At 46.4% G+C, this 13,386-nt stretch carries 12 protein-coding genes; 10 read left to right on the top strand and 2 right to left on the bottom strand.

Annotation, left to right across the window (positions count from 1 at the left end; translation table 11 throughout):
• Positions 1-39: 39 nt before the first annotated feature.
• Entirely contained in the window at positions 40-405 is a 366-nt protein-coding gene (locus tag M3191_RS07365; protein WP_251699498.1) for a hypothetical protein, read from the bottom strand.
• A 240-nt stretch (positions 406-645) separates the two neighbouring features.
• Here M3191_RS07365 and putP point away from each other — a divergent pair, with 240 nt between their 5' ends.
• From putP to hflX, 3 genes are all read left to right on the top strand, one after another.
• Positions 646-2,130, top strand: coding sequence for a sodium/proline symporter PutP (gene putP / locus M3191_RS07360; protein ID WP_251699496.1), 1,485 nt, complete (start codon positions 646-648; stop codon positions 2,128-2,130).
• A gap of 79 nt (positions 2,131-2,209) precedes the next feature.
• The gene (locus M3191_RS07355) at positions 2,210-2,896 is read left to right on the top strand and encodes a VOC family protein (protein WP_251699495.1); all 687 of its coding nucleotides are present in this window, start codon (positions 2,210-2,212) and stop codon (positions 2,894-2,896) included.
• Positions 2,897-2,918: 22 nt separating this feature from the next.
• Positions 2,919-4,190 (top strand): GTPase HflX, encoded by a 1,272-nt coding sequence (hflX, locus tag M3191_RS07350; protein ID WP_251699493.1) that lies wholly within the window; start codon positions 2,919-2,921, stop codon positions 4,188-4,190.
• A gap of 110 nt (positions 4,191-4,300) precedes the next feature.
• Here hflX and M3191_RS07345 read toward each other — a convergent pair whose 3' ends face one another.
• Entirely contained in the window at positions 4,301-6,019 is a 1,719-nt protein-coding gene (locus M3191_RS07345) for an ABC transporter ATP-binding protein (RefSeq protein WP_251699491.1), read from the bottom strand.
• Positions 6,020-6,248: 229 nt separating this feature from the next.
• Between M3191_RS07345 and M3191_RS07340 the strand changes: the two genes are divergently transcribed.
• The 7 genes from M3191_RS07340 to M3191_RS07310 all read left to right on the top strand — a co-directional run bounded on the left by M3191_RS07340 (position 6,249) and on the right by M3191_RS07310 (position 13,350).
• Complete coding sequence (locus M3191_RS07340) at positions 6,249-7,136, top strand: DUF6612 family protein (protein WP_251699489.1); 888 nt, start codon at positions 6,249-6,251, stop codon at positions 7,134-7,136.
• A gap of 228 nt (positions 7,137-7,364) precedes the next feature.
• Complete coding sequence (locus tag M3191_RS07335; RefSeq protein ID WP_251699487.1) at positions 7,365-8,315, top strand: ABC transporter permease; 951 nt, start codon at positions 7,365-7,367, stop codon at positions 8,313-8,315.
• The gene (locus M3191_RS07330) at positions 8,308-9,258 is read left to right on the top strand and encodes an iron chelate uptake ABC transporter family permease subunit (protein ID WP_251699485.1); all 951 of its coding nucleotides are present in this window, start codon (positions 8,308-8,310) and stop codon (positions 9,256-9,258) included. The genes M3191_RS07335 and M3191_RS07330 overlap by 8 nt, the downstream gene beginning before the upstream one ends.
• Positions 9,255-10,016 (top strand): iron ABC transporter ATP-binding protein, encoded by a 762-nt coding sequence (locus tag M3191_RS07325; RefSeq protein WP_251699483.1) that lies wholly within the window; start codon positions 9,255-9,257, stop codon positions 10,014-10,016. The genes M3191_RS07330 and M3191_RS07325 overlap by 4 nt, the downstream gene beginning before the upstream one ends.
• A 26-nt stretch (positions 10,017-10,042) precedes the next feature.
• Positions 10,043-10,999, top strand: a complete 957-nt coding sequence (locus M3191_RS07320; RefSeq protein WP_251699481.1) for a siderophore ABC transporter substrate-binding protein — start codon at positions 10,043-10,045, stop codon at positions 10,997-10,999.
• An 81-nt stretch (positions 11,000-11,080) separates the two neighbouring features.
• Positions 11,081-12,058, top strand: coding sequence for a FapA family protein (locus tag M3191_RS07315; protein WP_251699479.1), 978 nt, complete (start codon positions 11,081-11,083; stop codon positions 12,056-12,058).
• 149 nt (positions 12,059-12,207) lie between these two features.
• On the top strand, positions 12,208-13,350 hold the full coding sequence (locus M3191_RS07310; protein ID WP_251700108.1) for an MFS transporter: 1,143 nt from the start codon (positions 12,208-12,210) through the stop codon (positions 13,348-13,350).
• Positions 13,351-13,386: the final 36 nt, after the last annotated feature.

Here is a 13,386-nt window from a genome sequence, read left to right as displayed (position 1 = left end):
CTTCACCTGTTTATTTATTTCTTATCAAGATTTGCGAAATCAGTCATATAGTGTTGTTTCGAGTGAACCGTCTGCGTGGTAGACGGCTAGAATTCCGTTTTGGTCATTTACATACGGTTTGGCTTTCTCCAACAGGTCATCCTTTGTATCTTCCTTGAAAATTGCCCGCTCGCCGTCTTCTTTCATGAGGACCCAATCTTCGTTGCGTGCTATCGCTACGTATTTCGTACGGTCGGCACTATCCCCATGCACGTATTCCCTTGCTTTTGCTGTAGCGATGGATATCGCTTTACCTTCATCGTTCCCTTCGCGAAGTAACGCATTCGCTATTTCAATTGCCTTATTCCTGACGTCTGGTTCCAGGTTTTTAAAAGAATCAGGATAATCACTTGTAGTCCAAGGCATTGGAAATCGCCTCCTTATGTTGACGATTCCCTTTTTCAATTTGCTTAAACGCCATTTATGAGGATTTCGTCCAAATGAATCGGCTGTGTTGTCGAAATATGTGCATTTCCCGGGAAATGTGTAAGAAGTGATGGAGACCTGTTATAAATTGGTGAAAATGTTAATTTTAAAAATGCGCATTTACTAATTGAAAAAATGCTATTATAAAAAGAAATAGAATATAGAAACAGGAGTGAGAATATGTCTAGTGATTTCTATCAACTGATTGCCATTGTTGTGTATATGGTGGCGATGCTGTTCATCGGCTGGTATGCTTTCAGGAAAACGACAAATCTTAACGATTACATGCTCGGTGGCCGTTCACTGGGACCTGCCGTTACAGCGCTGAGCGCCGGTGCGGCAGATATGTCAGGTTGGCTGCTCATGGGGCTCCCGGGGGCAATTTATGCTGTAGGACTAACGGAAGCATGGATTGCCATCGGTTTGACGGTGGGCGCATATTTAAACTGGCTTCTCGTTGCACCAAGACTTCGTGTGTATACGCAAGTATCTAGCGACTCGATTACAATTCCGAGCTATTTAGAAAGCCGGCTGAAAGACAAGTCGCGACTTCTTCGGATTGCGTCAGGTATTATCATCCTTGTATTCTTTACATTCTATGTTTCTTCAGGCATGGTTGCGGGCGGAAAGTTTTTCATGAGTTCTTTCGGACTCGATTATCATTCCGGAATGTTGATCGTTTCTGCCGTCGTTGTCGCGTATACGCTATTCGGAGGATTCTTGGCCGTCAGCTATACCGATTTCGTACAAGGTCTCACGATGTTCTTCGCATTACTATTAGTTCCAATAATCGGTTTGACATTGACAGGCGGTTTTGCTGAAACTGCTGCAAGTATCAGAGAAGTGGATCCTGCCAGACTTAGCCTTATCAAAGGGGCCACTGTTGCAGGCGTCATCTCTTCGGTTGCTTGGGGGCTCGGCTATTTCGGGCAGCCGCATATCATCGTCCGTTTCATGGCAATCAAATCGGTCAAGGAGACGAAAAGTGCACGCCGGATCGGAATTGGTTGGATGGCGTTGAGCTTGTTCGGTGCAATCGCTACCGCGCTGGTGGGAATCGCTTATTTCCAGCAAAATGCTGGTGCCGAATTGGTCGATGAGGAAACGGTGTTCATCGCACTAGGGCAAATAATTTTCCACCCTTTCATTGCAGGAATCATGCTTGCCGCGGTGCTTGCTGCTATTATGAGTACGATTTCTTCACAATTAATCGTCACTTCTTCGGCTCTTATCGAAGACTTGTATAAGGCGATCATCAAATCGGATGCAACAGATAAACGATATGTCTTCCTCGGCAGGATGGCGGTTCTCGTCGTTTCATTAGTCGCGATGGCGCTCGCTTGGCCGAACAATGAATCGATCTTGAAACTTGTATCATTTGCATGGGCGGGCTTCGGCGGAGCATTCGGACCGATTATCTTGTTATCCCTTTATTGGCGTAAGCTGACGGCAACTGGCGCATTATGGGGAATGATTGCAGGTGCGGTCACTGTCGGTATATGGGGCACAATCGATGCGTTGTCTGATGCACTTTATGAAATCGTGCCCGGCTTCCTCATCTGCCTAGTCGTAACGTATTTCGTCAGCTTGCTGACGTATCGTCCGAACGCGGAAATCGATAAGGAATTCTACGACGCAACGGTTTTATTGAAAAAAGAAAGATAATGGAACGACCTCCAGCGAACGCCGCGGAGGTCGTCTTTTATTGGATATGGTAATCTATTCATAAGAGGGGATGGATTGGATGAAACTGGACCATGTTGTTTATTTCACATCAAAAAGCCCTGTTGAAGTCGTCGAGGAACAAAGGAAAGCAGGCAGGCGGGCGATTATCGGCGGAAAGCATGAGAAATGGGGGACGCATAATGCATTGCTGTATGTGAACAATGCGTATGTGGAATGGTTGTCTGTCGACCGCCCCGAAGTAGCGGAGCAAGCGGATCATCCGTTGACGCGTCTGCTGCTTCATGATTTGAAGGAAAAGGACGGATGGGGTACGTTATGTTTATCCGTAACCGATATTGAGCAATTTAATGAGGACATTACAAACAAAGGGTTTGCGACTTCCGGCGTGTTGGATGCAGAGCGCCGGACTGCGAGTGGAGAGCTGAAGAAATGGAAGATGCTCTTTGTCGATCAGCCGGTTTCCGATGAGTTGCCGTATCCTTTCTTCATTGAATGGGAAACACCTGAGGAAATTCGTTTCGAACAGTTGCGATCGGAAGGGGCATTGTCTCCGGCTAATGAAGAGATGGAAATCAGGGATTGTGTTTTTGCCGTCGAAGATCCGCTCCGGGATACGGGTGAATGGGCAATCCTCCTTTCACGGAAAGTCGGTGACTCGAACGATATTATGATCGGGGATGTCCGGCTTCGGTTCATCGAACATGAAAACGGAAAGAATAGATTGCAGGAAGTCGTAATTCGGTAGACGGTAGGAAAGGGGTTTGCTTATGGAGATTTTAGTGGAATATGCAGTTCTTGTCGGCGTGCAGGAACAGAATAATGAGCATTTTGATTATGAAATGGAAGAGTTGCAGAATTTGGCGGAGGCTATCGATGTGCAAGTCGTCGGTACGGTGACGCAAAATTTGGAGCGAAGGCACCCGACCACTTATGTCGGAAAAGGGAAGATCGCAGAAATTAAGCGGTTTTACGAGGAGACGGATGCGAATCTGATCATTTTCAATGATGAGCTTTCCCCGTCCCAAATCCGTAACTTGGAACAGGAGCTGGAAGTTAAGGTCATTGACCGGACGATGCTCATCCTCGATATTTTTGCGAGGCGGGCACGGACACATGAAGCGAGGATGCAAGTCGAGTTGGCCCAGCTTCAATATACGCTTCCACGGCTCGTCGGTTTGCGTGCGTCTTTGAGCAGGCAAGGTGGCGGCACGGGTGGCGGCTTCCAGAACAAAGGGGCCGGGGAAACGAAGCTTGAGCTGGACCGCCGGAAAATTGAAGATCAGATTGCTAAGCTTCGGAAAGATCTAGAGCATGTACGCGATCGGCGCGACACACAGCGGAAGCAACGGAAGAAAAGCGGCATTCCAGTCGTATCGATCGTCGGCTATACGAATGCCGGCAAATCGACATTGATGAATGGGATGCTGCAAAAAATGGACGAGGATCATACGAAGCAAGTATATGAAGAGAATATGCTCTTTGCCACACTTGATACTTCAGTGCGCCATTTGAAGTTTGCCGACAATAAAGAATTCCTCCTGACGGATACAGTCGGCTTCGTATCCAAGCTGCCCCATCACTTGATCAAAGCTTTCCGCTCCACGTTGGAAGAAGCGCGCGGGGCCGATCTCCTTCTGCATGTCGTTGATGTTTCAAATCCGGAATACCGTTATATGATGGAAGTGACGAATGAGACGCTGCATGACGTCGGCGTTGAAAATATTACGACCATCAACGTCTACAATAAAGCTGACCTTGCAGGGGTCCCTTATCCAAGAGAGACCGCAGATAGCGCTTGGATTTCAGCTAAAGAAGCGGAAAGCCTGGATGAATTGCTAGAATTAATTAAGAAAAAGATCTTTGAACAATACATCACTTGCAAGCTGCTCGTTCCGTTCGATCGCGGAGATATCGTTTCCTATTTGAATGACAAGGCGAATGTGAAGAAGACGGAGTACGAGGAAGAGGGTACGTTGATGACCGTCGAAATGGATGGTTCGGAGAGAATCAAGTTCGAGGAGTTCATTGTTAGTCATTAACGAATAGAACGAAAAAACCGTACCGTGTGACTCGAAAGTCGCCGGTACGGTTTTTATCTATAAAGAGAAAGGGGGTGGGATAGTAGTAGTATCCCCCGGTTCTCAAAATGTTAAACCTCTTGGAATTGAATATTATGGAGGCGGGCAAAAATGCCGCCTTTTCTTACTAACTCATCGTATTTTCCGTCTTCCGCAATTCCGTCCTCCGTCACGACAATTACTCTGTCAGCATCCCGGATTGTCGCCAATCGGTGCGCGATGACAAGTGTTGTGCGATTTTCAGCTAGTTCATTCAACGATTGCTGGATGATGCGTTCCGTTTCCGTATCCAGGGCGGAAGTAGCTTCATCCAAAATGAGGATCGGAGGATTCTTCAAGAACATCCGCGCAATCGCAAGCCGTTGCTTCTGGCCTCCGGATAATTTCAATCCACGTTCACCGATCTGCGTTTCGTAGCCGTTCGGAAGCGATGCGATGAACTCTTCTAAATGCGCCTTTTGGGCGGCTGCAAACACTTCTTCGTCTGATGCATCCAAATTTCCGTACGCGATGTTTTCCTTGATCGTCCCTGTGAATAAAAAGACGTCTTGCTGCACAATTCCGATCTGTGAACGCAATGACTGCTGCGTCATGTTGCGAATATCGATGCCATCGATTGAAATCGCTCCGGAATCGACATCATAAAACCGTGGGATAAGGGAACAGATCGTTGTTTTCCCCGCACCCGATGGACCGACGAACGCAATCGTCTCACCGGATTTGATTGATAAATCAATACCTTTCAATACGTATTTATTATCATCGTATTGAAAATGGACATCGTCGAATAAAATATCACCGTGTAAGTGGCTGACTGACTTCGCCCCGTCACGATCTTTAATTTCCGGCTCCTGTTCAATCAAATCAAGGAATCTGCTGAATCCAGCCATCCCTTTCGGATACAGCTCCAGCAAGGCACTGATTTTATCGACAGGCTTGATAAGAATATTGACGAACAAGATGAATGCGACAAGATCCCCTATTGACAGTCGCTCATTGATAGTGAACCATGCACCGACAACGAGGACGATCAATGTCACAAGCCTTGTCATCATAAACATGCTCGAATGTGTCCATGCCATGACGTTATAGGCGACGAGCTTAGCTAGCCTAAAGCTGCCATTGTCTTTTTTGAAACGTGAAATTTCGAATTCTTCGTTCGTAAATGATTTGACGACCCGCGCACCAGACACCGAATCCTCAACGCGCGCGTTGACATCCGCGATCTTCCCGTACATATTCTGCCACGCAGCATTCATTTTACTATTACAGAATGCCACGAGCACAACGAGGAGGGGCACCATGCAGATTGCAATGATGGCCAACTCGGGATTGATGGTAAACATGAGAATGAATGCCCCGATGATCGTCATGACCGCGATGAAAGCATCCTCAGGTCCGTGATGGGCGAGCTCTCCAATATCAAACAGGTCATTCGTAATCCGGCTCATCACATGTCCCGTTTTTGTGTTATCGAAGAAACTGAATGACTGCCGGTGGACATGATTGAACAGTTGCTGTCTCATATCCGTCTCGATGTTGATGCCGAGCTTATGTCCTAAATAACTGACGATGTATTGAAGAAATGTGCTTACTAGATAGACGATCAGTAACAGGACGCTCGTCGTGACGATCATCCCCCAATCTCCGGAAGGCAGAAGCGTGTCGATGAACCATTGGACAGCCATCGGAAAAGCCAACTCTAGCAGAGCGACGAATATGGCGCTTGAAAAGTCGATGATGAAAAGCCTTTTATGCGGCTTGTAATAAGATGCGAATTTTTTCAGCATAGTATGATGTCCTTTCTGTCATTCCCAGTCATTATAGCGGATTTCATTCAAAAGGGACATTAAAACTTCAGGATTCAAAATAGCAGAGCGAGTGAGAAAAGGCACAGAGGATTCCTGTAGTAGGAAAGATTCAAATTATAGGAATTGCAATAAATGATGGAACCCTTTTCCTTTTATACCGTATGATTAGATGTGACATAAAGAGAAACAAAGAGAGGAAGCGAGACAGATGAAAAAATGGTTAAAGGGTCTTGGTGTCGGTGTGCTAGCACTTGGTTTGGCGGCTTGCGGATCTGCGGCAGAGCCAAAAAAGGATGCAGGAACCGGTGAAAAAGTCGAGCTTGAAAATAAAAGTGAGATGACGGCGCAAGAAGTATATAGCAAAGCGATGGAAGTATCTGCAGAGCAAAAGAGCATGCATGCTGTAATGGATATCGATCAAAAGATGTCGATGCCAAGTCAAGAAGTTGAAATGGATTCGAAAATTAAAATGGACATGGACATCATCGTCGAACCAATGGCAATGCACCAAAACATGAAGATGGATATGGGCGAGATGGGTAAAATGGACATGGAGCTGTACATGACTGAGTCAGGTTTCTTCATGAATGATCCTGAATCAGGCCAATGGATTAAGATGCCTAAGGATATGTATGATGAAATGATGGCGCAAATGGGCGGCGAAACAGATCCGACGTTGGATATGAAGATGTTCAATGAATTCAAGGATGATTTCAAGTTCGAACAGACTGATGATGAGTACATCTTAACGCTCTCTGCTTCTGGCGATAAGTTCAGCGGTCTGATGAAAGATTTGATGGGATCGTCTCTTCCGGCAGACATGACTGAGGAAGAATCTGAGCTGCTTGAAAATATTGATGTGAAAAGCTTGGAAGTTATCCTGTACATTGACAAGGAAACATTCTATACGAATGCGTTCGATTTGGACATGGATATGACGATGAAAATCGAAGAGGAAGAAATGCGCATCGTTCAAAAGATGAAATCCGTCATTACGAAAATAAATGAGATCGATGAAATTGTCGTTCCTCAAGAAGTGATCGACGAAGCGGTTGATTTGGAAGAATTGATGCAACAAGGACAAGATCAAGAGTAATAACACGCAAGCGGTCATGAACAGTTGGAGTCAACTGTTCATGACCGCTTTTTTTGATGCGGACAACTGACTATCATCTTGTAATCTCACAACTGATAATCATTTTCAATTATCATTTGACTCTTAATTCACAACTGCTATAATTGGGTTAGTGGCTAACTGATAATCGTTTTCACTAGTGAGATTCTCAGTTAGATCGCTAATATTCGATATCGGAGTTCTTTCTTCATGAAGAAACGTTATTTGTTCATTGCACTACTTATACTCTCATTCCTGTCGTTATTCGTTGGAGTGAGCTCGATTAAACCGTTGGACCTCCTCGATTTCAAGTCGGAGGAGACTGAAATTTTCCTCATCAGCCGCGTGCCGAGACTTGTGGCGATTCTACTCGCCGGGGCAGGGATGAGCATTGCGGGTCTGATCATGCAGCAACTAAGCCGGAATAAATTCGTGTCGCCAACGACCGCAGGGACACTCGATGCCACCCGGTTAGGCATCTTAGTATCAATGTTATTGTTCACCAATGCATCGACGATCGAGAAGATGATTGTCGCGTTTGCGTTCGCGCTTGCAGGCACATTGCTATTCATGCAGATCCTTGATCGGATCAAGTTCAAGGATGCGATTTTCATTCCGCTCGTCGGGCTGATGTTCGGAAACATCCTATCATCGATCACAACATTCTTCGCTTATAAGTCGAACGTAATCCAAAACATGTCGGCGTGGCTGCAAGGTGACTTTTCGATGATCATGAAAGGGCGGTACGAACTTCTTTACATAAGCATCCCTGTGCTGATCATCACGTACTTGTACGCCAACCGTTTCACAGTGGCGGGAATGGGTGAGGATTTTTCGAGGAACTTGGGTCTTGCGTATAACCGGATTGTCAATATCGGCCTTATCTTGGTTGCACTCGTTACGACGACCGTCATTTTGACGGTCGGGATGATTCCGTTCCTCGGTTTGATCATCCCAAACATCGTATCGATCTTCCATGGGGATCATTTGAAGAAGACTTTGCCGCACACTGCTTTGTTAGGTGCGATCTTCCTTCTGATTTGTGATATTTTAGGCAGGGTTCTCATTTACCCTTATGAGATATCCATCAGTCTAATGGTCGGAGTCATCGGAAGCGGTATCTTCCTCTATCTGCTGTTTAGGAGGAAGGCGTATGCGTAATTCTACTAAATTGATCATCTTGTCAGTGTTTGCCGCTGTGTTCTGTGCCTTGTATTTATTCCAAGGTTTAAACGGCAGTTTCGACTATGCGCTTCCCCGCAGAGGCATCAAAGTGATTGCGATGGCGTTGACTGGCGTAGCAATCGCATATTCGACGGTCATCTTCCAGACGATTACACATAATCGGATCTTGACCCCCAGTATAATGGGATTGGATTCCTTGTATTTATTGCTCCAGACGGTCGTCATCTTCTTTCTGGGCTCAAACCATATTACAATCGTCAACAAGCATGTGAATTTCATTTTATCCGTTTCGACGATGGTTGTTTTCGCGCTCATTTTGTACCGCTTCCTCTTCAAAAGGGGCGGGCAGCCGATTTACTTCCTATTGCTCGTCGGAATTATCGTCGGCACATTTTTCGGAAGCATATCGACATTTCTTCAAGTGCTGATTGATCCGAATGAATTTATGCGGGTGCAGGACAAAATGTTCGCGAGCTTCAACAATGTGAGCGGGGAACTGGTTTGGTGGGCGCTTGGAATTGTTATTCTTACGTTCATCATCGGCTGGAAATCATTTAATGATCTCGATGTACTGTCACTCGGAAGGGATACGGCCATCAACCTCGGCGTTTCCTATGATCGGGTCGTCAAGTTGATGTTGGTCATATCTGCAATTTTGATATCCGTTTCTACGGCGCTTGTCGGGCCAATCACTTTCTTCGGTTTGATTGTTGCCAACTTAGCTTATCAATTCTTCAAAACATATAAGCACTCGATTCTTATTGCGGGCGCTTCCGTCATGAGCATCATTGCACTCGTCGGAGGGCAGTGGGTCGTGGAACGTGTCTTCACATTCTCGACGACGCTCAGTGTCATCATCAACTTTGTCGGCGGTGTCTATTTCATCTATCTACTATTAAAGGAGAGTCGATCCTCATGATCCAAGTCCGTGAGTTGTCAAAGTTCTATGGAAAAAAAGCGGTCGTTGAAAAGGTGAACGTCAATATCCATCGTGGGAAGATCACTTCGTTCATCGGACCGAACGGCGCGGGGAAATCGACGCTTCTTTCAATGGTGAGCCGACTGATTGATGCAGACACAGGCGAAGTGCTTGTGGATGATCACCTAGTGAATAAAATGAAATCCAATGAATTTTCAAAGCGTGTATCCATTTTGAAACAATCCAACTTCATGAATGTACGTCTGACAATCCGTGAATTGGTTTCGTTCGGACGTTTCCCGTACTCCAGAGGGAAACTGAATGCAGAAGACCTGCGGATTATCGAGCAGGCAATGGAGTATATGGACTTGATGGATATGCAGAATGATTATATGGATGAACTGTCCGGCGGCCAACGTCAGCGTGCATTTATTGCAATGGTAATCGCGCAGGATACTGACTACATCCTGTTGGATGAACCATTGAATAATCTGGATATGAAACATTCCGTCCAGATTATGAAGATACTGCGTAGATTAGTCGATGATTTAGGAAAGACTGTCATCATCGTGCTCCATGACATCAATTTCGCATCCGTCTATTCGGATCGCATCGTCGCATTGAAAGACGGACAGGTCATCAAGGACGGTCCGACGAATGATATTATCAACTCGGATGCTTTGAAGGAAATTTACGACATGGACATTCCTATTAAACAAATGAATAATTGCCGCATTTGTGTGTACTTTAACTCTTAACTCTTAAAAACAAAAGGATGGTATTGATGAAGAAACTTACAATGACCCTATTGCTTGCAGCTATTATGATTGTGGTTGCGGCTTGCGGTACGAAAGAAAAAGAAGTAGGCAAAACATCAGGAACCGATGCAAATAAAGCAGGCGAAACGATTTCCATCGAGCATGAACTTAGCGACAAAGCTGTGGAAATACCGAAAAACCCCGAGAAAGTGGTCGTTTTCGACTTTGGCACACTTGATACGATGGATGCACTCGGAATTGAAGTGGCAGGTCTTCCAAGAGCGAACGTACCAGGATACCTTTCGAAATACGATGATGATAAATACGTCAACCTTGGAAGCTTGAAGGAGCCTGATTTCGAAGCGCTTCACGCAATGAAGCCGGATGTCATCTTCATTTCATCACGCCAAGCGGATCTGTACGATCAATTCGCTGAAATTGCTCCGACGATTTATGTCGGCCTGGATTATGCGCATTATATGGATTCATTCAAACATAATGCTGAAATGATCGGGGAAATCTTCGGCAAGGAAGATGCAGTGAAGTCAGAGCTAGCTGACATCGATGAAAAAATCGCTGGCATTCATGAAAAAGCGTCTTCAAATGGTTCAAAAGCACTTCTCATACTTGCGAGCGAAGGCAAAGTGAGCGCATATGGTCCGAATTCGCGTTTTGGGTTGATCCATGACGTATTGGGCTATAAAGCAGCAGACGAGAAGATTGAGGTTTCTACGCACGGACAAAATATTTCATTTGAGTACATCGTTGAGAAAAACCCTGATGTCCTATTCGTTATCGACCGCGACGCTGCAATCGGCAACGGCGCTAGCGCAAAAGACTCTGTGGAAAACGATCTTGTGAAAAAGACTAACGCGTATAAGAACAATAAAATCGTCTACTTGAACGGGGAGTACTGGTACCTATCGGGCGGCGGATTGCTTTCCATGAAAGAGATGATCGAAGAGGTTCAAGCGGGTCTTTGAGTAAAACAGGCCTGTTCACTTATTGAGTGAACAGGCCTGTTTTTTGTTATTATAAAAGTAAACATGACTCGGGGTGAAAGTATGGGGAAGTCCGTGACGGTACAGGCTAATGAATTCCTGCATGACGGGAATGTCGACATTAGAAGTGGGAATATTAAACACGACGGTGATGTGCGAATCGCGCAGGACGTGGAAAACTCCATGTCCGTCGGGGCGACAGGGAAGGTTTTCATTTGCGGAGCAGTACGGAAAGCGACCATTGAAGCGGGAACGTCCGCCATCATCGAAGGGAATATCCTCTCCTCGACCGTGACAGTCGGAATGCAGGAAGTGTTGGAGGAAATGCTGGCGGAGCAATTGGGCGGACTTCTTTCCTATTTGGAGAGGATAAAGGATACGATCCTTCAAATAATCCAAATTAGAGGCGTCAAGCCGGAAGAAGTCGATGCCAGTGAATTGAAAGAGCTTGTATTGGTCATTCTGAAAGAGAAATACATGGATTTTCAACATGATAAAAATGAATTCATTCAAAAAGCCAAGAACCATTCCACCGAGTTGTCACTTGGATGGAAGCCTGTCATCGAAAAACTGTATAACGTCTTTACGGATACATCGATGACAGTTGTCCGGAATGCGGAGGAGTTTTCAAAACTATTGAATGAGGCGCACGTGCTGGTAGAGCAATTCTCTGCAGGTGGAAGCGGTTGCTCTTTGTTGAAGATTCCATACGCCATCAACAGTACGCTGTCTTGCAATGGGACGATCGAAGTGACCGATTCCGGACTGTACAATTGCTCCGTGAGCGCTAAGAAGCATGTTTCCGTCGAAGGCTGCTGCCGTGGCGGCATCATTACTGCGGGTGAAAAAGTATCCATCAAGGAGACCGGTTCCGCGAAAGGCGTGAAAACAGTCGTCAAGACGGAGAGCGGCGGTACGATTACAATCGGGCTTGCTCGCTGCGGGACCGAGCTTTGGATAGGAGACACTGTCCATCATATCGATAAGGATACATTAGGGGTCTATGCACGCATCGTTGACGGGCAATTCGTGATGAATTAAAAAAAGTTCTTGTGATTAGCAGTTGCCCGGGAGTATAATGACAAGTGTCAAGACACCAAAACTATACAACGAGGGGCAGACTACTTGTGAACAATAAAACGGGCGGGATTTCCCGCAATAAATTACTCGTAATTTCTGGTACAGGTTGGATGTTCGATGCAATGGATGTCGGTATCCTTTCATTTGTCATTGCGGCCATCTCGGTAGAATGGCATTTGTCAACAACAGAAATGGGCTGGATCGGGAGCATGAACTCGATCGGCATGGCGGTCGGGGCATTTGGTTTCGGATTGCTTGCGGATCGGATTGGAAGGAAAAATGTCTTCATGATGACGCTTGTTCTCTTTTCATTGGCGAGCGGATTATCCGCGCTGACGACAACATTGACAGTTTTCCTCATTTTGCGTTTCTTCGTAGGAGCGGGTCTCGGCGGGGAACTCCCAGTCGCATCAACGCTCGTGTCGGAAAGTGTTGCGGCAAAAGAACGAGGTCGCGTCGTTGTCCTTTTGGAAAGCTTCTGGGCAGCGGGCTGGCTCATCGCAGCGTTGCTGGCATACTTCATCATCCCGGAATACGGCTGGCGGATTGCTTTGATCCTGACAGCACTCCCTGCATTTTACGCCATCTATTTACGGCGGAACTTGCCTGATTCCCCGAAATTCGAAAGGGAAGGGGAACCGAAACAGTCCTTCGGCGACAAGCTAAAGCTTATCTGGTCCAAGCCATACGCGCGTAGAACGACGATGCTATGGATCGTCTGGTTCACCGTCGTGTTCTCCTATTACGGGATGTTCCTCTGGCTGCCGAGCGTCATGGTCATGAAAGGGTTCGATATGATCCACAGCTTCAAATATGTGCTCATCATGACACTCGCGCAATTGCCTGGCTACTTCACAGCTGCCTGGCTCATTGAAAGGGCGGGACGCAAATTCGTGCTGTCGACGTACTTGATTGGGACAGCTGTGAGCGCGCTTCTGTTCGGAAACGCGGAATCGCTCACAATGCTCCTCATTTCCGGTGCACTCCTTTCATTCTTCAACTTAGGGGCATGGGGTGCACTGTACGCCTATTCGCCGGAACAATATCCGACTGCCGTCCGGGCGACAGGCTCAGGAATGGCGGCAGCAGCCGGTAGAATCGGCGGCATCTTCGGTCCGTTGCTCGTCGGCTCCCTGTTAACTGCAGGCTACGGTTTCGGACTGATCTTCGGCATCTTCTGCGGCGCCATCATCATCGGCGTCCTGGCGGTTTTATTGTTAGGGACCGAAACGAAACAACTGGAATTGGAATAAACAACAGGGACTGCTACTTGGCAGTCCTTTTTGTAT

The sequence above is a fragment of the Sporosarcina luteola genome (genome assembly GCF_023715535.1).
Lineage (GTDB): Bacteria > Bacillota > Bacilli > Bacillales_A > Planococcaceae > Sporosarcina > Sporosarcina luteola_B.
Note: the sequence above shows the minus strand (reverse complement) of the source record. Positions and strands in the feature narration are given on the sequence as shown.

Coding starts and splice junctions, on each gene's coding strand:
- M3191_RS07365 (WP_251699498.1), bottom strand. CDS start 405: ATGCCTTGGACTACAAGTGATTATCCTGATTCTTTTAAAAACCTGGAA.
- putP (WP_251699496.1), top strand. CDS start 646: ATGTCTAGTGATTTCTATCAACTGATTGCCATTGTTGTGTATATGGTG.
- M3191_RS07355 (WP_251699495.1), top strand. CDS start 2,210: ATGAAACTGGACCATGTTGTTTATTTCACATCAAAAAGCCCTGTTGAA.
- hflX (WP_251699493.1), top strand. CDS start 2,919: ATGGAGATTTTAGTGGAATATGCAGTTCTTGTCGGCGTGCAGGAACAG.
- M3191_RS07345 (WP_251699491.1), bottom strand. CDS start 6,019: ATGCTGAAAAAATTCGCATCTTATTACAAGCCGCATAAAAGGCTTTTC.
- M3191_RS07340 (WP_251699489.1), top strand. CDS start 6,249: ATGAAAAAATGGTTAAAGGGTCTTGGTGTCGGTGTGCTAGCACTTGGT.
- M3191_RS07335 (WP_251699487.1), top strand. CDS start 7,365: ATGAAGAAACGTTATTTGTTCATTGCACTACTTATACTCTCATTCCTG.
- M3191_RS07330 (WP_251699485.1), top strand. CDS start 8,308: ATGCGTAATTCTACTAAATTGATCATCTTGTCAGTGTTTGCCGCTGTG.
- M3191_RS07325 (WP_251699483.1), top strand. CDS start 9,255: ATGATCCAAGTCCGTGAGTTGTCAAAGTTCTATGGAAAAAAAGCGGTC.
- M3191_RS07320 (WP_251699481.1), top strand. CDS start 10,043: ATGAAGAAACTTACAATGACCCTATTGCTTGCAGCTATTATGATTGTG.
- M3191_RS07315 (WP_251699479.1), top strand. CDS start 11,081: ATGGGGAAGTCCGTGACGGTACAGGCTAATGAATTCCTGCATGACGGG.
- M3191_RS07310 (WP_251700108.1), top strand. CDS start 12,208: ATGTTCGATGCAATGGATGTCGGTATCCTTTCATTTGTCATTGCGGCC.